This is a genomic window from Aeromonas sp. QDB03 (genome assembly GCF_027707985.1).
GTDB lineage: Bacteria > Pseudomonadota > Gammaproteobacteria > Enterobacterales > Aeromonadaceae > Aeromonas > Aeromonas hydrophila.
Genome location: NZ_JAPCJG010000004.1, coordinates 419,584 through 438,367, shown reverse-complemented (window position 1 = coordinate 438,367; position 18,784 = coordinate 419,584). Strand labels below are relative to the sequence as shown.

Genomic DNA, 18,784 nt, shown 5'->3' with positions numbered 1-18,784 from the left:
GGTTGCCGGGATCTAAGGGGAGGGATACAGCAAGTTTTGTTCCAATATTTTTATTAAGTTTTTTTGGGGGGGGGGTGAGGTATTTGCTTTGAAAAGAAAATGTATATTTTGACGAGTTTTTTATCATTTATTCTCATCTAAAATAAATCAAATATTGTATTTATTTTATTTTTGAGATTACTGTTTTTGTTGATGTCAAAATGAAGTCTATATGAATGAGAAACTAAACCTTTAGGTGCCATTGTATCACGTAGCCAAAAATAGATATCTTTAGAACGTTTTACTCTAGAGTAATCGTCATCAGGAAAGTTAAACAATCCCTTTAGCGATTTATTTTTGGAAATATAGTCACAATTGATTCGTTCATATCTGCAAATATGATGTATGTAAATCATCATTTTCCATACATAGTCACTGACATTCCAATAGGGCTTTATATGTGTTGATTTAGCACTCAAGTCTGGAGGTGATATGTTTAGCTTGGAACACAAATACAATATTTTTTCTACATCTGTTCTATTGGAAAATGATTGTTTGTATTCATTCATTGAATTGATTTTGTTGGCTAGCTCCATCTGTGTTCTAAGTTTTAATTTATTTTTCCATTTTTCCATTTTTCCATTTTTCCATTTTTCAATATTTATCATTTTGCATATTGAGGAATAGTTATTGTTGTCATCAATTTCAACAATTGCAATGATATGTGGTTTTGGCGTGTTATATGAAAAGTCCGTTTCATACCCTAAAACATAAAAAATATCATACCAAGCTTTATGATTTATTTCTGCCATGGCATGAGCAACTCTTTTTTCCGAATAAAAATCTAATGGTGTAGTTAAGTTGGTGATCTTTAGAGGCTCAGAACATTTGTGCTCTATTACGTTCCCGACGTAATCACTAGATTTTTCATCATGCTTCAAATCAGGTATTTGAATACGTTTTGCCCAATGACATGTGTCGATTGATTTGGAGTGATTTAAAAAATTGTTATAGTTTTTAGCATTGATAGAGTTAATTTCTTTTTTTAGCTTCTCTATGGCTTTAGTTTTTAATTGAGCATGTTCGGTATTGAAAATCCACTTTCTGGGGGCTCTTTTTAATACGTGTTCTTCTAACTGATGCCTTGATATATCTAAGCTTACCTCACTAAGATCTATTTCAATGGACATCAGTTTATTTTGTTCGAATTTGGATACGGCGGCATCATCCTTTTTGTTTGTTCGATATATTTCAATGGCAAAGGCTTGCCCTGTAATATTGTCTGTGCATAAAACATCCACTATCAGATTGTCAATTTTAACTTCTAGTTTTGCTGTGTAGTTAGATAAAAACAAGTTTTTATATTGCCAGTGTTCCACATGCCATTCTTCTAGATCGCAATATGAACCTTCTTCTCCCTTCGAAGAAGGAAAATGGATTCTTTCAGATTTTTTTGACGCATTCTCTATAATTTTCTTTGCTAAGAAATGAATAATGCTTTCACCGGTACAATTAGTCTCTGTTTGATGTGAGAAATGCCAAGTTTTAATTTCTCCTTGATTAGCACATAGTGCACCACCACATTCAATACACACGCATTGACATTTATTTCCATTAGGCACCTCATAAATATGCTTTATATCGCCATTAAGATTAATCCCCCATGCTAATTTTACACTATGAATCATTCTATACCTCGAATAGTCATCCGAAACAAAAGTGATTTTTTATAAAAAGATGAAGATTATCAATAGTTCTTCTTTAAAATTTCGATATCTGTGATTTGAAACTAACCTTGCATGTTGGGCTTCGCTGCGCTCTGCACCAGCCTACGCCCGCGTCTACCCATATCCCGCACGACGCCCCAACTAGCATTAAAGCCCCAAGTGGCCACCAGACCGGCCTTGGCCCCACTCTTGCTAAGTCTTATCCCATTAATGGCTGTGGCCGCCCTGAATGTCCTGCTCTGATCCGTCCCGAACGGGGTGGATCACGGGGGAGGGCGGCCTGGCAGAGACCTTCTGATGGGAGCCGTGACAGTGCAAGAGACAACCAAACCCCTCTCCCCGCAGCGCTGGCTGCAACTGGAGTTAAAGGCCATCGACAGCCAGGTTGGCCGCTGGCAGAGCCGCCGTTTCGAGATTGCGGCACTCCACCCCGCGCAGCCCAAGGCTGCCGGTGCCTTGCCCCTAACCCTGTTTCGCGATGAGCGGGGGGATTATCGCTTCAATTTGAGCTCCGGCTCGCCCCGCCTCTTTGTCACCGGAAGCCGCGTGGACAATGGCTTTGTGGCCGATGGCCTGACCCTGAGCCAGACCGTGGCCGCCGCCTATATGGATGGCGAGCGGCAGGTGCTCTCCTGCCCGCTGCCCGAAGCGCTGCAAGCCTGGGTGGAGGCCTTTATCGGCCGCCACGGCGAGCTGCTGGAGGCCCGTCGCAAGGGCAAGAAGGGCAAGGGGCGGGCGCAGGATCAGCTCGGTGTCGATAGCCAGGATCAAGCCAGCTGTGGCGCCGTCAAGGCCACCGGCCCCGATGGCCGCGAGCGTGGCAGCGACGCCGGAACCTGTGCCGTAAACAGCGCCCATGAGTGAGTTTCTCAAGCGCTGGTCGTCTCGCAAGAGTGAGGCGCGCAAGCATCAGGCATTGCAGCCGAGGGAAGAAGCCATCCCCGAGACTGTTGTCGCCCCCATCGAAAGCAGTGACGAAGGTGAAATCCCTGATAATGCGCTGGATAGCCCCGTAGTCAGTACTGACAAGGGGAGCAGTGAACCCCTTGCCGTTGAGGGGGCCGAGAGTGGCGAACCGCAGCTAACAACAGCCCAGCCGGGCAAGGCCAAACTCCCCGACAGGGAGGCGCTGCGGGCCATGTTTCGCAGCCATAAGCCGGATGGGCTCGACGACTACACCCAGGATTTCAGCCAGCCCGAATTGCTGCCCGCGGCCCTGACCGCCGGCCTGCGCAACTGGCTGGTGGAGCAGGCGACGGCGCCGGATGACGAAGCGCCTCACTCAACCGCTGCCGCACCCGAACCGGCGACAGTGGCCGCCACGGCCATAACCAGCGAACCGCAAGGTTTGGCTGATAACCATTCTCAAACCCACACCGACGATCGGGACATTTTGGTTGACTATGATGGACAAAATGTCCCAACCAAGGGTGGGGAAATAGAGCATTTGGGATCCTGACTCCCTGCCAGTCACTTTTTTCCTGGGGGAGTTGGCTCGGCTCTTGCTCTCCCAGCTGACCAACAAGCACGCCGTCCCACGAGGTGGCGCGCACAGGAGTGCATGTGAGCATCGAACAACCCATAACAACATCCGTCGCAACTCTGACCGCCGATGGCGTGGCCGCGCGCAACAAACGTGCCCGCGCCCATGCCCTGCAGCATACGGTCAAGACCAACAACCTGATCCCGGCCACCGTCTCTTACCAGAGTCAGGGGCGCTTGCTGCTGGTCGGCCCGGAAGACCGCATTCGCCGCGCCGCCAGCCTGCTGCCCCAAGGCGTGATGCCGACCCTGCTGGTGACCGAGTCGGTGCATGACGCCGAGGCAGCGGATCTCGAGGCCATCTTCGAGGCTACCGCCACCCTGGATGCTCTGACCCTGCGCGAACCGAGCCTGACCGGGTATCTCGGTCAGTTTCAGCTCACCGGCCTCAATGGGCAGGGTGAGAGGTTTGATCTGGCTGCGCTCTGTTTTCCACAACAAGCGGCTGCTGCTAGTGAACAGCTACGCGAACCACGCTTCGATCTGGTGGCCGATCTGGGCCGCGTCCCGCTGTTTGCGCTGGAACGCCCGCCGGTGGGCTATCTGCATCTCTTTGATGACGCTGACCTGGCCGAGCGGCTTGCCGAGCTCTGTGCGCTGACCGGTATCTTCGACAAGCCGCGCTATTTTCGCCTCGACCCCGAGGCGTGCGCCTTTACCGCCCGCGGCGTGCCCGGTTGCAGCCGCTGTCTCGATGTCTGCCCGACCGATGCGCTCAAGCCTATCAATGGTCGCATCCAGATCGATCCCCATCTCTGTCAGGGCTTTGGTAGCTGCGCCTCAGCCTGTCCGACCGGGGCGATTGGCTATCACCAACCCGACGCCAATACCAGCGGCGACTATCTGCTGCGTCTGCTCAAGCACTACCGGGAGGCGGGAGGCGACGCACCTCGGCTGTTGATTGCCGGTGAAAGCGAGCGCGAATGGGTGGAAGCCGAGCTCACCCACCTATCTGCCAACTGGCTGCCGGTCTGGGTGGAGGAGAGCGCGAGTTTAGGCATCGAGAGCTGGCTCGCGGCACTCGCCTACGGTGCCAGCGCAGTGCGCATTGCGCTGGGTGACGATGCCCCCGCAAGCGTCCGTGCGCTGGTTGAGCGGGAACTGGCCAGCGCCGCCGTGCTGTTGGCGGGCGCTGGGCTTGCTGCCGATCGCATCGCCCTGTTTAACCCGGATGCCGAACAAGATAAGCCGATCTCCGGTGAACCAGCCATTGCCCTGCTGGACAAGCCGCTGAAAGGAGACAAACGGGAGAACCTGTTTGCCGCCTTCGATGCCCTCTGGCAGGCCAATGAGGGGCGCCGTGAGCCGCTGGCAGTGCCCCACGGCGCCCCTTACGGCAGCGTGGAGCTGAAAGACGCAGACTGCACCCTCTGCATGGGCTGCGTGGCGGTCTGTCCGAGCCGCGCCCTGCATGCGGTGGGTCATGCGCCCGGCCTCAACTTTATCGAGCAGGATTGCATCCAGTGCGGCATGTGCGAAAAGGCGTGCCCCGAGCAGGCCATCGTGCTGATGCCCCGCTTGCAGCCTGTGCCCGAGGCGCGCCGCGCCGTGCAGAGCCTTAAAGCCGAAGAGGCGGCCTGCTGCATTCGCTGCGGAAAGCCGTTCGCGCCGGCCTCCCTTATCCGCCGCATCCAGCAAAAACTGGCCGGTCACTCCCACTTTCAGAACGAGGCCGCCCAGCGGCTGCTGATGTGCGAGGACTGCCGGGTCAAGGATGTGTTTGCGGCGCTGGCGGCGGATCCCGTCTCCCAGCTCAAGGTGTGAGGGGGCTCTGATGACTGAACAACGCAATGACTACCCGGAGGCGCCGGCAATGACCGACCTGGATCGCAATAGCGCCGACATGTACGCCCTGCTGGCGAGCCTCTGGCGCGCCGCCCCCCGTGGCGAACAGCTCGCCTGGCTGCAAGGCCTGCAGGCCATGCCCGGCCCCTTTGCCAGAGGGCTGGGGCTGGTGCAGCTGGCGGCCAGCAGCCACCACGAGCATGAGCTTGCCGAGGAGTATCAGGATCTCTTTATCGGGCTGGGGCGCGGGGAGATCGTGCCGTTTGCCTCCTGGTATCTCACCGGCTCTTTGATGGAGCTGCCGCTGGCGGTGCTGCGCGCCGACCTCCAGTCGCTCGGCTTCGAGCGCCGGAGCGGGGTGTGCGAGCCGGAAGATCACCTGGCCGCCCTCTGCGAGGTGATGGCGGTGTTGATTGCCGAGCAGCACCCGGATCGCAACCGCTTCTATGAACGCCACCTTGCCCCCTGGGTACTCGCCTGCTGCCGCGATCAGCAACAGGCGAAAGGGGGCAGCTTCTATCGGGCGGTCGGTGCTCTTGCCGAAGACTTTTTCAAACTGGAACAGGAACTGCGCCTGCCCTTTGGCAGCCCGGTGGTGACGCAGCCATGACGCTGCGTCACCCACTCATAGCAAAACCGGCTCACCGCAGCCGACCATAACAACAGAGGTCACAGAAAGATGAGCGATGAACAGCTGAAAGACCCGTCCCGCCGCAATCTGATCAAGGGGGTGGGGGTGGTTGCCACCATCGGCGTGCTGGCCGGTGCCACTGGCCGGGTGGTGGGCAAGGAGGTGCTGACCCACGACACCGAGCCGGATAAGGGCTATCGGGAGACCCCCCATGTTCACGACTTTTATCGCACCCTGCGCGGCACCGACTGAGCCGGCTCAGTGAAGGAGAACTCATGAAACTGACGAAACGTGCCGAGCAGCCCCAGGCGGGCGAGCAGGGCAGCTTGCAAAGCAATGGGGCCGCTCGCGGTCAGGGGCTGACCCGTCGTGCCTTTATGGTCAACTCAAGTCTGGTGGCCGGCGGCGCCGTGGCCGCCGGTTGGCTGGCCCCTGCCATGATGCAGCGGGCCGAGGCCAAGAGCGTGGCGGCCGACGTGCCGGTCGAAGTGAAGCGCACCATCTGTTCCCACTGCTCGGTGGGCTGCGGCGTCTATGCCGAGGTGCAAAACGGCGTCTGGACCGGCCAGGAGCCGGCCTTCGATCACCCCTTCAACTTGGGCGGTCACTGCGCCAAGGGGGCGGCCCTGCGCGAGCACGGCCACGGCGAGCGTCGCCTCAAGTACCCGATGAAGCTGGTGGGCGGCAAGTGGCAGCGCCTGAGCTGGGAGCAGGCCATCGAAGAGGTGGGCAATGAAGTGCTGCGCCTTCGCAAGGAGTCCGGCCCCGACAGCGTCTACTGGCTCGGCTCCGCCAAGCACTCCAACGAGCAGGCCTACCTGTTTCGCAAGATGGCGTCCCTGTGGGGCACCAACAACGTGGATCACCAGGCGCGCATCTGCCACTCCACCACGGTCGCCGGGGTCGCCAACACCTGGGGCTACGGCGCCATGACCAACAGCCTGAACGACATGCACAACAGCAAGTCGATCATGTTCATCGGCTCCAACCCGGCGGAGGCCCATCCGGTCGCCATGCAGCACATCCTGCTGGCCAAAGAGCGCAACGGCTGCAAGATCCTGGTGGTCGACCCGCGCCGTACCCGCACCGCTGCCAAGGCGGACATGTACCTCTCCCTGCGTCCGGGCACCGACGTCGCCTTTATCTGGGGCATGCTCTGGCACATCTTCAAGAACGGCTGGGAAGACAAGGAGTTCATCCGCACCCGCGTCTACGGCATGGACGAGGTGCAAAAAGAGGTGGCGCGCTGGACCCCGGCCGAAGTGGAGCGGGTGACCGGCCTCAACGAACAGCAGGTTCATGGCGCCGCCAAACTGCTGGCCGACAACCGCCCCGGCTGCGTGGTCTGGTGCATGGGCGGCACCCAGCACACCACCGGCAACAACAACACCCGCGCTTACTGCATCCTCGAACTGGCCCTCGGCAACGTGGGCAAGAGCGGGGCGGGCACCAACATCTTCCGTGGTCACGACAACGTGCAGGGCGCCACCGACTTTGGTGTCACCTCCGACTCCCTGCCCGGTTACTACGGGCTGGAAGAGGGCTCCTGGAAGCACTGGGCCCGGGTGTGGGACGTCGATTACGAGTGGATCAAGGCCCGTTTTGACAACAAGGCCTACAACGGCAAGCTGCCGATGAACAACAACGGCATTCCGGTCTCCCGCTGGGTTGATGGTGTGCTGGAGAACGCCGATCTCATCGAGCAGGGTTCCAACATCCGCGCCATGTTCTACTGGGGTCATGCTGTCAACTCCCAGACCCGCGGCCCCGAGATGAAGAAGGCGATGCAAAAGCTCGACATGATGGTGATTGTCGACCCGTACCCCACGGTCGCCGCCGTCATGAACGATCGCACCGACGGCGTCTACCTGCTGCCGGCCACCACCCAGTTCGAGACCTATGGTTCCGTCACCGCCACCAACCGCTCCATGCAGTGGCGCGACAAGGTGGTCGAGCCGCTGTTCGAATCCAAGGTCGACCACGAGATCATGTATCTCTTGAGCAAGAAGCTCGGTTTTGCCGATGAGCTGTTCAAGCACATCAAGGTGGAGAACAACGAGCCGCTCTTGGAAGACATCACCCGCGAATACAACCGCGGCATGTGGAGCGTGGGCTACACCGGCCAGAGCCCGGAGCGGCTCAAGGCGCACCAGCAGAACTGGCACACCTTCCACAAGACCAACCTCAAGGCCGAAGGGGGCCCGGTCAGCGGCGAAGTGTACGGTCTGCCCTGGCCCTGCTGGGGTACCCCGGAGATGAAACACCCAGGCAGCCACATCCTCTACGACACCAGCATTCCGGTGTCGGAAGGGGGCGGCGGTTTCCGTGCCCGTTTCGGCATCGAGTATCAGGGCGTCTCGCTGCTGGCCGAAGACTCCTGGCCGAAGGGGAGCGAGGTGGAAGACGGTTATCCCGAGATCACCGCCGATCTGATGAAGCAGCTTGGCTGGTGGGATGAGCTGACCGAGGCCGAGAAGAAAGAGGCCGAGGGCAAAAACTGGAAGACCGATCTCTCCGGCGGTATCCAGCGGGTGGCCATCAAGCACGGCTTCGTCCCCTACGGCAACGCCAAGGCGCGCTGCGTGGTGTGGACCTTCCCGGATCAGGTGCCCAAGCACCGCGAGCCGCTCTACACCCCGCGCCGGGATCTGCTGGCCGACTACGCCACCTGGCCCGATGCCAAGAGCCTGTGGCGCCTGCCGACCCAGTACGCCTCGGTGCAGGAGAAGGACGTCAGCAAGGAGTTCCCGATCATCCTCACCTCCGGCCGTCTGGTGGAGTACGAGGGGGGCGGTGACGAGACCCGCTCCAACCCCTGGCTGGCCGAGTTGCAGCAGGAGATGTTCGTCGAGATGAACCCGGCGGATGCCAACGACGTCGGCGTGCGCGACGGTCAGGACGTGTGGGTCGAGGGGCCGGAAGGAGGCCGGGTCAAGGTGAAGGCGCTGGTGACCCCGCGGGTCAAGCCGGGGCTCGCCTTTATGCCGTTCCACTTCGGCGGCCACTTCGAGGGCAAGGATCTGCGATCCAAATATCCGGAAGGGTCTGACCCCTATGTGCTGGGGGAGTCGGTCAACATAGTCACTACCTATGGTTATGACCCGGTCACCCAGATGCAGGAGACCAAGGTCACCCTGTGCCGTTTTCGCAAAGTAGGAGCCTGATCCCATGGCCAGAATGAAATTCATGTGTGACACCAAGCGCTGCATCGAGTGCAACGGCTGTGTGACGGCGTGCAAGAACGAGAACGACGATGCCCTGGAGTGGGGCATCCAGCGCCGCCGGGTGGTAACCCTCAACGACGGCCTGCCGGGTGAGACCTCCATTTCGGTCGCCTGCATGCATTGCACCGACGCCCCCTGCATGGCGGTCTGCCCGGCCGACTGCTTCTATCACACTGACGACGGCATCGTGCTGCACAACAAGGATCTCTGCATCGGTTGTGGCTACTGCCTGTTCGCCTGCCCGTTCGGGGCGCCCCAGTTCCCGAAGACCGCCGCCTTCGGCGATCGGGGCAAGATGGACAAGTGCACCTTCTGTGCCGGCGGCCCGGAGGAGGATCACAGCGAGGCGGAGCGCCAGAAGTACGGAGCCAACCGCATCGCCGAGGGCAAGCTGCCCATGTGTGCCGAGCTCTGCTCCACCAAGGCGCTGCTGGCGGGGGATGCGCAGGTCATCTCCGACATCTTCCGCGAGCGGGTCGCCTATCGCGGCGCCAAAGAAGCGGGCTGGGGCAGCGGTGAAGAGCTGTTCCATGACGCCAGCAAGGCGGGCAAGGGAGGGGCGGCATGAAAACCTGGCTAATGGCCCTGTTTGCCGCCCTGCTGCTGGTGAGTACCGCCAGCTTCGCCGACGCCGAGAAAGAGGCGGTCGGTTTTGCCGGCGCCGACTACTGGCGGGCGGTGAAGGACGGGCAGGAGGGGGTGACCACCTCCCGCTCGCCGGAGCACGGGGTGCTCATCTCGGTGCCGGGCCAGCTCTGGTTCGAGGTGAAGACCAAGTGGGTGTCGCCGCTCGGTGCCATCGCCATTTTCGGGTCGCTCGCCATGTGCGGCCTGATGTACTGGGCGGTGGGGTCGACCAAGCTCTCCAAGCCGCGCACCGGGCGCAAGCTCAAGCGCTGGAGCCGGCTCGATCGGGCGCTGCACTGGACCACGGCGGGCATGTTCCTGACCCTCTCCGGGTCCGGGCTGGCCATCATCTACGGCAAGCACTTCATCAAGCCGGTGGTGAGCATCGGGGTGTGGGAGAACTGGATCTGGTTCGCCAAGGTGTTCCACAACTACGTGGGGCCGCTCTTCTTCCTCTGCCTGATGGGAGTGCTCATCAAGTGGTTTCGCCACAACATCGTCAACATGGTGGACGTGCGCTGGTTCATGAAGGCGGGCGGCATGCTGGGGCCCCACAAGGGGAGTCACCCCTCGGCGGGCTTCTCCAACGGCGGCGAGAAGGCGATCTTCTGGCTGCTGATCTGGTTTGGCGGCATCGTCGTGGCGACCGGGCTGTTTCTGGACTTCCCCATCTTCGGCCAGCTGCGCCGCCAGATGGAGTGGGCCAGCTTCATCCATATCGTCGGCGCCTTGATCCTCATCTGCGGCTTCATCTTCCACATCTACATGGGCCTGTTCCAGCTGGAAGGGGCGCTGGAGGGGATGATCAGCGGCGAGGTGGACGAGACCTGGGCCAAGGAGCACCACGATCTCTGGTATGAAGAGGTGAAGCACCAGCTCGACGAGCCCAAGGTAGGCAAGTCAGGCTGAGGCTGGCCGCGACATCAGAATGAAAGAAAAGGGGCGCTGCGGCGCCCCTTTGTTGTGTCTGCCGCTCAGAGCGGCGGCTGCAGCGGCAGCCGGATGCAGTAGCAGAGCCCCTCGCCGGGCGGGCTGGTGACGGCAAGCTGGCCGTGCAGGTTGTTCTCCACCAGATTGTGGATGCGACAGGCGCTCAGCCCGCAGTGGCGGGCGTCACCGCGCAGGGTGGTGAAGAAGGGCTCGAACAGGTGGGCGAGCTGCTCGGCCGCCATGCCGGGGCCGTTGTCCCGGTAGATCAGCAGTAGCTCGCTGCCGGCCCGCTCCACCTGCAGGGAGAGGCGGTGTTCCCCCGGCCCCTTGAAGGCGTGCTCCATGCTGTTCTTGATGAGCTCCTGCACCAGGTCGAGAAACAGCGACTCGGGGGCGGTCAGGGTGACCTCCTCGCCGCCCAGCTCGGCGTTGACTCGGGCGATGAGAAACTCGGGGGTGAAGGCCTGCAGCAGCTTGCGCAGGCTCTTCTGTACGGCAAAGGGGGTGGCGGGCAGTTCGGTCTGATCCCGGGTCAGCTCCTTGAAGCGGGTCACCAGCAGGGCGACCCGGCGCAGGCTGGATTCCACCAGCTCGGTGCCCTCCTTGATGTCGGTGAGCTGCTGCTGGAGCAGGCGCTGCCCCAGCATGCCGTTTTGCACCGCGCTGGCCAGCAGATCGCCGGCGCCGTGAATGAGGCTGGAGGCGGTGATGCCGATGCCGATCGGGGTGTTGATCTCGTGGGCGATGCTGGCGGTGAGCTGAAACAGGCTCTGGTAGAGCTGCACCTTGGCTTGCTGGCGCCCCAGCTCCTTGAGACGCAGCTGGTTTTGCACCCGGGCCAGCACCTCGAGCTGGTGGAAAGGCTTGGAGACATAGTCGCAGCCGCCGGCCTGAAAGGCCTGCTCGAGCGCCCCGATCCCGCTGTTGGTGCTGATGAAGAGCACCGGCAGGCACCACTGGCCCGGCAGCTGCTTGATGCGGCGGCACGCCTCGTAACCGTCCATCACCGGCATGTTGATGTCCATCAGCACCAGATCGGGGGGGAACTCGGTGGCGGCATCCACCGCCTGCAGGCCGTCGGTGGCCTCCCGCACCCGGTAACCCGCCTCTTCCAGCAGACTGCGCAAGATGTAGCGGTTGGATGCCATGTCATCGACGATCAGGATTTCACTCATCTGTGTGTTCTCTCCTGCCCCCGGGAACCTCTCCCTGCCGGTGGCCTGCTGTTGAGCATAGTTGGCCGCTCTCTGTGGCGCGTGGCCGGTATGAGACCATCATCCACCTCGGCGCGGATTTTGGCCGCAGGGTATGCCCAAGCTCACAAAACTAAACAGGCAAACGTCATATGATTGATTTCATTATGAGTCTTGCTCTCCTGCCGAACGGCAATTTCACGTAAATCAAAGAGAATGACTATGGCTACCGGACAATATCTGCTGTGGAAAGATGCACAGGGACAAGATTTTCGCCCCGTCGCACTGACTGGCACCGATCTGCTCAACGATCGCAATCTCAACAAGGGCACCGCCTTTACCGAACAGGAGCGCGCCGACTTCGAGCTCGACGGCCTGTTGCCTCCCCAGGTGCAAACCTTCGAAGCCCAGCTGGATCGGGTCTATCAGGGCTTTTTGAGCGCCTGCAGCGACATCGAGAAGTATCAGAACCTGCGGGCATTGCAGGATCGCAACGAGACCCTGTTCTACGCCCTGCTGGCGCGCCACGTGGAGGAGATGACCCCCATCATCTACACCCCGACCGTGGGCAAGGCGTGTCAGGAGTTCAGCCACCGCTACCAGAAGGCGCGCGGCCTCTACATCACCCCGAAGAACGTCGATGACATGGGCTCCCTGGCCCGTCAGCTGGATGCCAAATCGGTGCGCATCATCGTCGTGACCGACAGCCAGGGGATCCTGGGGATCGGTGACCAGGGAGTGGGCGGCATGGGCATTCCCATCGGCAAGCTCTCCCTCTATACCCTGGCCGCCGGTATTCACCCCGCCTGCTGCCTGCCCATTGCGCTCGACGTGGGCACCGACAATCAGGCGCTGCTGGATGATCCCATGTACCTGGGTCAGCCCCACAAGCGCATCCGTGGCAAGGAGTACGACGACTTCATCGACAAGTTCGTGGCCGGGGTCAAGCGCCACTTCCCTAACGCCGTGCTGCAGTGGGAGGATTTCAGCAAGTCCAACGCCTTCAACAATCTCTCCCGCTATCAGCAGTCGCTGCCGTCGTTCAACGACGACATCCAGGGTACCGGGGCCGTGGTGCTGGCGGGCATCATAGGGGCGGTCAAGGTCAAGGGCGAGACCCTGGGCCAGCAGAACTACCTGGTCTATGGCGCCGGTGCTGGCGGGGTCGGGGTGGCGGATCAGATCTGCGCGGGCATGATCCGCGAAGGGTTGGATCCGCAGGCGGCCCGCGATCGCATCTATATCCTGGATACCCAGGGGCTGGTGTGTGACAACCGCGAGGGGCTCGACGAGTACAAGCGCCGCTACGCCAAGCCGGGTCTGCTGCTGGCTGGCTGGGACACCGAGGTGCCCGGCAAGGCCAACCTGACCGATGTGCTGCGCCATGTGCCGATCACCGTGCTGCTGGGCACCAGCGGCTCGGGCGGCGCCTTCAAGGAGGAGCACGTGCAGCTGATGCAAAAACACTGCGCGCGCCCCATGGTATTCCCGCTCTCCAACCCGACCGCCAACTGCGAGGCGCTGCCGGACGACATCTATCGCTGGAGCCAGGGCAAGGCCATCGTCGCCACCGGCAGCCCGTTCAAGGATGTGCACTACGAAGGGCAGGAGTTCCGGGTCGGCCAGGGCAACAACGTCTTCATCTTCCCGGGGGTGGGCCTGGCGGCCATCGTCAGCCAGATCCGCGAGATCACGCCGGACATCTTCACCACCGCCGCCTTTGCGCTGGCAGAGTGCGTGAGCGAGGTGGACCTGGCCAAGGGGGCCGTCTATCCGCGCATTCGCGAGCTGCGCAACATCTCGGTGCACGTGGCGACGGCGGTGCTCAAGGACATAGTGCGGCGGGATCCTTCCCATCCGCTCATCGGTCAGGATCTGCAGCAGCACATCCTCAACCACATGTGGGAGCCGGTCTACCTGCCCTATCGCCGGGTATGATGGCTGCAAGCTTGCACTGGCAATAGCAGAGGGGTGGCCACGGCCACCCCTTTTTTGTTACCTGAGCTGTCAGCTGCGCAGCGGCAGCCAGTGCCCCACCTTGCTGCGGCAGGCGGTGTCCTGCCACTGCTGACTGGCTTGGCCTATGTAGAGCTGCTCGCGGTAGTCGCGACACCAGAGGCCGTTGGGGTGGCGGAAGGTGCGCAGTGGCGTGACGCTGCCTGAGTGGCGGTTGGCGGAGTTGAACCAGGTGAGGCTCTGGCCCTTGGGGCGGGTTTGCAGCGCCTCGGCCAGCGCCTGATTGGCCAGCGCCACATCCTGCTTGTCCATCTGGTGATAGAGCGGGGTGGCTGGCTGGGTGGCACAGGCGGACAACCACAGCGCCAGGCAGATCAGCAGATAACGGCTCATGGTTGCACCTTGCTGTTGAACCCTTGCTGGATCAGCGCTTGCTCCTGCGCATCGGTCAGGGTCTGGTCGCGATCGTCTATCGTGCCGTCGCCCCGGATCTCGTTGCCATTGGCGTCGACGGCATCTACCCCGTTGTCGTCGACCGTGCCGTCACCCCGGATCTCGTTGCCATTGGCGTCGACGGTATCGACCCCGTTGTCATCGAGGCCATTGCCGAGGCCACGCCCGCCACCGTGACGATCTCCGCCGGCGTGGCTGTCCCCTCCGCCATGCTGCTCACCACCGGCATGCCGATCACCTCCTGCATGCTGTTCGCCGCCGGCATGTTCCCCACCGCCGTTGTCGTCACCGCCATGGCTGCTGTCGCTGCCGCCATCGTGACTGCTTCCACCGCTGCTGCCACCGCCGTCGCTGTCATTGCCTCCACTACTGCTACCGCTACCGCCTCCGCCGCTGCTTCCTCCTCCACCGTTTCCACTGCCGCCGCCACTGCCATCGCCATCCTTGTTGTGAACGATCAGCCCATTGGCGACATAGCTGTGGCTGCCATCCAGGATCAGGTTGAACAGTGCCGTGGTGGGCGGGGCGTCCAGCCAGCAGAGGGACTCCACCAGTAGCGGGGTGGGTTGGGGGGCCAGCGCCAGGTTGCCTGCACTGCTGTGTTCCGACCAACCCAGCAGATGCATGCCGGTAAAGAGCGGCAGCACGGCGAGGGTCGGGTTCTCGGTGCGGGTCATGGCCGGGGCGATGGCCGCCCAACCGCGGGTGGTCAGCAAGGGGTGTTCGGCGGTGAAGAAGGGGGCCAGCCGGTTGAGCCCGTATAGTCTGCGCTCTCCCAGCGGTACCCGCTCGATCGCCAGGATCCGGTTGCTGTGGCCATATTGATCCCGCACCCGCTCACCGACCTGCAGGGTCTCGATGGGACTCTCCTCCCCATCGGCCATCAGGATGCGGGTGCCGGCCACGAAACAGGACTTGGCATAGGCCTGATTTAGCTGCCATTGATGGTGGCTGAAGTCATAGCTCAGCGGGGTAGCAAACAGGGCCAGGGCGATGGCCGAGCCCACCAGCAGTCGGCGCTGGCTGGGCTTGAAAGCGGGCAGTGACATGGGGGACTCCTTGTCCGGCTGGGTTCACGTCATCAAGTATAGAGGGGGCCGGTGGCGGGGCAGGGGCAACACCTGACAACAAAACAGCATGGAAAAACGATTGGCGCCGGCCATAAAAGTGCGTAAAATCGCTTCCTCGATGCTTGTAGCAACGAATCCCGCCTAAAAAGCCAGTTTCATGCCATCCCCAAGCAGTAAGAGGCAACAAATGACGCCGAATGGCTCATTCAGTGCCTTGAAAAAGTCTTGTGATAACTGAAAAGTGTCAAATATCCCTGTCAGTTATCAAAAAATTAAGGACATCCATGTTTTCCTTAGTCAAGCAAAGTGTCGCCGGGCTGCAAATCCTGTTTGTCGCCTTCGGTGCCATGGTTCTGGTGCCCCTGCTCACCGGACTGAACCCCTCCATGGCCCTGCTTGGCGCCGGTGTGGGCACCCTGCTGTTCCAGCTCTGCACCCGCCGCCAGGTCCCGATTTTCCTCGGTTCCAGCTTTGCCTTCATCGCCCCCATCATTTACGCCACCCAGACCTGGGGCCTGCCCTCCACCATGTTCGGCCTGTTTGCCGCCGGTTTCATGTACTTCATCCTGGCCGCGCTCATTCGCGTGCGTGGGATGGGCTTCGTACACAAGCTGCTGCCACCGGTGGTGATTGGTCCGGTGATCATGGTGATCGGTCTGTCGGTCGCCCAGGTGGCCTGCAACATGGCGATGGGCCGCGCCGGCGGTGAGCAGGTCGTGCCAGCCTCGGTTGCGCTGACCCTGGCCGGCATCTCGCTGGCGGTTACCCTGATTGCGGCGGTGTTCTGCAAGGGCTGGATCAAGCTCATCCCCATCCTCTCCGGCGTCATCGCCGGTTACGTGGCCGCCGTGCTGATGGGTCAGGTGAGCTTCGATGGCATGGTGAACGCCCCCTGGTTGGCGCTGCCCCACTTCGTGACCCCCGAGATCAACTGGGCCGCGGCGCTGTTCATGCTGCCGGTGGCCATCGCCCCCTGTATCGAACACATCGGCGGCGTGCTGGCCATCGGTGGCGTGACGGGCAAGGATTACACCAAGAACCCGGGCCTGCACCGTACCCTGGCCGGTGACGGCATCGGCGTCTGCTTCGCCGGCTTCATTGGTGGCCCCCCCGTCACCACCTATGCCGAAGTGACCGGCGCCGTGATGATCACTCGCAACTTCAACCCGGTCACCATGACCTGGGCCGCGGTGTTCGCCATCATTCTGGCCTTCTTCGGCAAGTTCAACGCCCTGCTCACCTCCATCCCGATGCCGGTGATGGGCGGCATCATGCTGCTGCTGTTCGGATCCATCGCCGCCATCGGTCTCAAGACCCTGGTGGAGTCCAAGGTGGATCTGGGGCTGTCGCGCAACATCGCCATCGTGGCCGTGACCCTGACCGTGGGTGTCGGTGCGCTGGAGATGAAGATCGGTGACTTCGCCCTGGCGGGTGTGGGTCTGGCCTCGGTGGCCGCCATCCTGCTCAACCTCATCCTGCCCCAGCACTCCGAAGAGGGTGCCATGGAGAGCGCCAAGGATTAAATGCCTGGCTTGCTGTGCGTTGAGATGATGAAAGAGAGGCCACCCCAGGGTGGCCTCTCTGTTTTGTCGGTGCGCCGGGCTTGGGCTAAGTACTGAGATCTCAGGGTGCCAGCGTCAATACCCGCACCCACATGGCCCCTTCGCCCACTGGCTGGCGTGCCTGCAGGGTGAGGGCGCCGCTGGCCGGATCGATGCGGTGCAGCGCCAGCTGGTGGGAGGCTTGCCCTGCCGCCAGCAGCCAGCAGCCCTGCCCGTCGATGGCAAAGCCGCGCGGCATGGTTTCGGTGGGGAAGTGGCCGACCACCCCGAGCTCGCCATCCGGCGCAATGGCGAACTGGGTCAGCAGGCTGCTGGCCCGCTCGCTGCTGTAGAGAAAGAGCCCATCCGGTGTCACGTGCAGATCAGCTCCCCAGTACTCCCCCTGATAACCGGCAGGCAGCATCTCCAGGCTCTGGCACAGTGTGATGTCGCCATCGGCGCTGCGCCGATAGCGGTTGATGGTGCAGTCGAGCTCGTTCAGGCAATAGAGGTCGCCATTGATTGGGTGGAGCGCCAGATGGCGCGGGCCGGCGCCGCTGGCGGTCTGCAGATCCCCCAGCGGATGGGGGCGCAGCCGGCCCTCCCGGCAGAGCACAAAGCGGCGGATACGATCCTCCTTGAGGCAGGCGACCAGTACCTCCTGCTCGCCCTGGCCATCGGTGGCCAGCAGGGTGACCGAGTGGGCGGCCTGCAAGCCGTCGAGCTGCTGGTGGGGCGGCGCAGCCCGACCGGTGCTGCCGATGGCGGAGACGGTGACATGATTGAAGGCATAGGAGGCCGCCAGCAGGAAGCGGCCGTCGGCCGAGATGGCAGTGTGGGAGGCGCTGCCCGCCAGCGGCGCCGAGCCCGGCTCGCTGAGCCGGCCATCCACGCCAATCCAGTAGCTGATGAGCGCAAAATCGGGCCGTACGGCGGCATGGAGCCAGTGCCCGTCCGGGCTGATCACCAGCGGCTGGACCTGGCCCGGGGTGTCGACCACCTGCAATAACGCGAGCTCCCCGCTCCCGGTCAGGGCGAACACGTGGATCTGCTGGCTGGCGGGGCTCGCCACATAAACGACCTGCTGCATCTGTTCTCTACTCCTTGTCATGGGCAACGGCGGTCATCTTATCCTCTTTCGGGCCCGCTCTGGGCTACTCTTTTGCCCGCCCCGGGCAGACCACCTGACGGGCCTTGAGGTGATAGAGCTCCACCTGCGGGTGGCTGAAGAAGCCCACTTCCCACGGATTCTTCTGCACGAAAGCGGCGCGGATGGGCTCGAACAGCGGGTGATCCTGCGGGATCTGGTAGGCGTCGGCGGCGATGATGGTGTAGTTCCACTCGATGGCGCGGGTGTAGGTGAACACCGCCCGCGAGTCGATGGCGAAGTGGCAGCGACCGTCGCGTTTGAGCAACTGCGACTTGAAGGTCTCGGGGAAGGTGATGAAGAAGATATCGTCCTCATCGGAGGAGAGAAATGCCAGCACTGTGGTGTGCGGCTGGGACTGGGCCCGGGTCACCAGCACCCCGATCTTGTTCTCCACTTCGCGCAGGTCAGGCACCGGCAGGCCGGTGAGCGGGGTGACCGGCAGCCCGCGGGCGGGGCGTTCATCGGCCGGATGCTGATAGTCCGGCCGGGCGAAGCCATAGACTACCCGGTTGCCGTACCAGAGCTCGAACTGCAGCGGGGTGACCTGTACCTTGTCCGGGGCGGTTTTTGTTATCACCCCCTTGTAGGAGACGCGGTAGACGCTCAAGGAGGCATCGTACTCGTCGACCCCGGTGCGGTTGTCCAGATGCAGGGTGACCTTCTCCCCCATCGCCAGCTGGTGCCCCTTGGGAAAGCTCAGCAACAGTTCGTCGCCGGCCTGGATCTCGACCCCGCAGATGTAGACGCCGGTCTCCTTGCTGGCGGGGTCGACATAGGTGGCGGCCACCCCGAGCAGGGGAGAGCCGAGAAAAGAGAGCAGAGTGGGTTGGGAACTCATTGGCGCACCTTGGCAAATGTGGGGGTTGGCCCCTCAGTGTATCGCGACCGGCCTCGATTGGCAGGTCGGCGAGCAGGGGATAAGCGTTTCAGGCTAGCGGCAAACGGTGTCCCATTCTGGCCGGCGTGTCACAAAACC

At 61.1% G+C, this 18,784-nt stretch carries 16 protein-coding genes; 10 read left to right on the top strand and 6 right to left on the bottom strand.

Annotated elements, in window-relative coordinates; all coding sequences use genetic code 11:
- Positions 1–137: 137 nt before the first annotated feature.
- Positions 138–1,667 (bottom strand): competence protein CoiA family protein, encoded by a 1,530-nt coding sequence (locus PG900_RS13370; protein WP_270831601.1) that lies wholly within the window; start codon positions 1,665–1,667, stop codon positions 138–140.
- A 336-nt stretch (positions 1,668–2,003) separates the two neighbouring features.
- On the opposite strand from PG900_RS13370, the gene PG900_RS13365 reads away from it, so the two are divergent.
- From PG900_RS13365 to PG900_RS13330, 8 genes are all read left to right on the top strand, one after another.
- Positions 2,004–2,570, top strand: coding sequence for a DUF3305 domain-containing protein (locus PG900_RS13365; protein ID WP_270800477.1), 567 nt, complete (start codon positions 2,004–2,006; stop codon positions 2,568–2,570).
- Positions 2,563–3,165, top strand: coding sequence for a DUF3306 domain-containing protein (locus tag PG900_RS13360; RefSeq protein ID WP_270831600.1), 603 nt, complete (start codon positions 2,563–2,565; stop codon positions 3,163–3,165). The genes PG900_RS13365 and PG900_RS13360 overlap by 8 nt, the downstream gene beginning before the upstream one ends.
- Positions 3,166–3,269: 104 nt before the next feature.
- Positions 3,270–5,012: a 4Fe-4S dicluster domain-containing protein gene (locus tag PG900_RS13355; protein WP_270831599.1), complete on the top strand. Its 1,743-nt coding sequence runs from the start codon at positions 3,270–3,272 to the stop codon at positions 5,010–5,012.
- A gap of 10 nt (positions 5,013–5,022) precedes the next feature.
- Entirely contained in the window at positions 5,023–5,643 is a 621-nt protein-coding gene (locus tag PG900_RS13350; protein WP_270831598.1) for a TorD/DmsD family molecular chaperone, read from the top strand.
- 69 nt (positions 5,644–5,712) lie between these two features.
- On the top strand, positions 5,713–5,916 hold the full coding sequence (locus tag PG900_RS13345; RefSeq protein WP_005303194.1) for a transcriptional initiation protein Tat: 204 nt from the start codon (positions 5,713–5,715) through the stop codon (positions 5,914–5,916).
- Between the two features lie 23 nt (positions 5,917–5,939).
- The gene (locus PG900_RS13340; protein ID WP_270800470.1) at positions 5,940–8,828 is read left to right on the top strand and encodes a formate dehydrogenase subunit alpha; all 2,889 of its coding nucleotides are present in this window, start codon (positions 5,940–5,942) and stop codon (positions 8,826–8,828) included.
- Between the two features lie 4 nt (positions 8,829–8,832).
- Positions 8,833–9,456, top strand: a complete 624-nt coding sequence (gene fdh3B, locus PG900_RS13335; protein ID WP_042865547.1) for a formate dehydrogenase FDH3 subunit beta — start codon at positions 8,833–8,835, stop codon at positions 9,454–9,456.
- The gene (locus tag PG900_RS13330) at positions 9,453–10,424 is read left to right on the top strand and encodes a formate dehydrogenase subunit gamma (protein ID WP_270831597.1); all 972 of its coding nucleotides are present in this window, start codon (positions 9,453–9,455) and stop codon (positions 10,422–10,424) included. Before fdh3B ends, PG900_RS13330 begins: the two co-directional genes overlap by 4 nt.
- Before the next feature lie 65 nt (positions 10,425–10,489).
- On the opposite strand, the gene PG900_RS13325 is transcribed toward PG900_RS13330, so the two are convergent.
- Entirely contained in the window at positions 10,490–11,620 is a 1,131-nt protein-coding gene (locus tag PG900_RS13325) for a hybrid sensor histidine kinase/response regulator (RefSeq protein WP_270800467.1), read from the bottom strand.
- A 240-nt stretch (positions 11,621–11,860) separates the two neighbouring features.
- Between PG900_RS13325 and PG900_RS13320 the strand changes: the two genes are divergently transcribed.
- On the top strand, positions 11,861–13,576 hold the full coding sequence (locus PG900_RS13320; RefSeq protein WP_024944164.1) for an NAD-dependent malic enzyme: 1,716 nt from the start codon (positions 11,861–11,863) through the stop codon (positions 13,574–13,576).
- Positions 13,577–13,645: 69 nt separating this feature from the next.
- On the opposite strand, the gene PG900_RS13315 is transcribed toward PG900_RS13320, so the two are convergent.
- Positions 13,646–13,987: an RT0821/Lpp0805 family surface protein gene (locus tag PG900_RS13315; protein ID WP_270800464.1), complete on the bottom strand. Its 342-nt coding sequence runs from the start codon at positions 13,985–13,987 to the stop codon at positions 13,646–13,648.
- Complete coding sequence (locus PG900_RS13310; RefSeq protein ID WP_270831596.1) at positions 13,984–15,096, bottom strand: hypothetical protein; 1,113 nt, start codon at positions 15,094–15,096, stop codon at positions 13,984–13,986. The genes PG900_RS13315 and PG900_RS13310 overlap by 4 nt, the downstream gene beginning before the upstream one ends.
- Positions 15,097–15,401: 305 nt before the next feature.
- Between PG900_RS13310 and PG900_RS13305 the strand changes: the two genes are divergently transcribed.
- Positions 15,402–16,640 carry a uracil-xanthine permease family protein gene (locus PG900_RS13305; RefSeq protein WP_016351527.1) on the top strand — a complete coding sequence of 413 codons (1,239 nt, stop codon included), beginning with the start codon at positions 15,402–15,404 and terminating at the stop codon, positions 16,638–16,640.
- Between the two features lie 100 nt (positions 16,641–16,740).
- Here PG900_RS13305 and pgl read toward each other — a convergent pair whose 3' ends face one another.
- Positions 16,741–17,748 (bottom strand): 6-phosphogluconolactonase, encoded by a 1,008-nt coding sequence (gene pgl, locus PG900_RS13300; protein WP_270831595.1) that lies wholly within the window; start codon positions 17,746–17,748, stop codon positions 16,741–16,743.
- 64 nt (positions 17,749–17,812) lie between these two features.
- A complete protein-coding gene (locus PG900_RS13295; protein WP_270831594.1) occupies positions 17,813–18,646 on the bottom strand; it encodes a hypothetical protein in 834 nt (277 codons plus the stop codon).
- Positions 18,647–18,784: the final 138 nt, after the last annotated feature.

Bases quoted from the DNA above. Each gene is read 5' to 3' on its own strand.
- PG900_RS13370 (WP_270831601.1), bottom strand. From the start codon at position 1,667: ATGATTCATAGTGTAAAATTAGCATGGGGGATTAATCTTAATGGCGAT.
- PG900_RS13365 (WP_270800477.1), top strand. From the start codon at position 2,004: ATGGGAGCCGTGACAGTGCAAGAGACAACCAAACCCCTCTCCCCGCAG.
- PG900_RS13360 (WP_270831600.1), top strand. From the start codon at position 2,563: ATGAGTGAGTTTCTCAAGCGCTGGTCGTCTCGCAAGAGTGAGGCGCGC.
- PG900_RS13350 (WP_270831598.1), top strand. From the start codon at position 5,023: ATGACTGAACAACGCAATGACTACCCGGAGGCGCCGGCAATGACCGAC.
- PG900_RS13345 (WP_005303194.1), top strand. From the start codon at position 5,713: ATGAGCGATGAACAGCTGAAAGACCCGTCCCGCCGCAATCTGATCAAG.
- PG900_RS13340 (WP_270800470.1), top strand. From the start codon at position 5,940: ATGAAACTGACGAAACGTGCCGAGCAGCCCCAGGCGGGCGAGCAGGGC.
- fdh3B (WP_042865547.1), top strand. From the start codon at position 8,833: ATGGCCAGAATGAAATTCATGTGTGACACCAAGCGCTGCATCGAGTGC.
- PG900_RS13330 (WP_270831597.1), top strand. From the start codon at position 9,453: ATGAAAACCTGGCTAATGGCCCTGTTTGCCGCCCTGCTGCTGGTGAGT.
- PG900_RS13325 (WP_270800467.1), bottom strand. From the start codon at position 11,620: ATGAGTGAAATCCTGATCGTCGATGACATGGCATCCAACCGCTACATC.
- PG900_RS13320 (WP_024944164.1), top strand. From the start codon at position 11,861: ATGGCTACCGGACAATATCTGCTGTGGAAAGATGCACAGGGACAAGAT.
- PG900_RS13315 (WP_270800464.1), bottom strand. From the start codon at position 13,987: ATGAGCCGTTATCTGCTGATCTGCCTGGCGCTGTGGTTGTCCGCCTGT.
- PG900_RS13310 (WP_270831596.1), bottom strand. From the start codon at position 15,096: ATGTCACTGCCCGCTTTCAAGCCCAGCCAGCGCCGACTGCTGGTGGGC.
- PG900_RS13305 (WP_016351527.1), top strand. From the start codon at position 15,402: ATGTTTTCCTTAGTCAAGCAAAGTGTCGCCGGGCTGCAAATCCTGTTT.
- pgl (WP_270831595.1), bottom strand. From the start codon at position 17,748: ATGCAGCAGGTCGTTTATGTGGCGAGCCCCGCCAGCCAGCAGATCCAC.
- PG900_RS13295 (WP_270831594.1), bottom strand. From the start codon at position 18,646: ATGAGTTCCCAACCCACTCTGCTCTCTTTTCTCGGCTCTCCCCTGCTC.